This is a genomic window from Peribacillus sp. SIMBA_075, from assembly GCF_046534585.1.
The window spans coordinates 1-236 of the sequence record NZ_JAWRYN010001589.1; the positions used below are offsets into that span (position 1 = coordinate 1).

Annotated in this window: 1 pseudogene; it reads left to right on the forward strand. The window is 45.8% G+C overall.

Going from position 1 to position 236, the window contains the following annotated elements:
• Positions 1–17: 17 nt before the first annotated feature.
• Positions 18–236 (forward strand): annotated as a pseudogene (locus tag SB775_RS33780) (thiol reductant ABC exporter subunit CydD); the annotation flags it as partial.

A 236-nucleotide genomic window follows, 5' to 3' on the forward strand; every position in this document is an offset into this window, starting at 1 on the left:
CTTTATAATGGGGGTAAGTGAAAGAAAGGGCGATGGGAATGGGAAGTTTGAAGCAAATGGCTTATAGCCAGAACAATCGCATACGGTTGTTGTTTCTAGCCTCATTAGCAAAAGGGCTCGCAATGATTGGGCAGGCTTTGTTTTTTGTATGGGTGGCAGATGAAGTGTTCTTGAAAGATGCCGCTTTTGGAGAAGTGATGCCGCTATTGGCCGCTTTGCTGGGGGTCATTCTATTG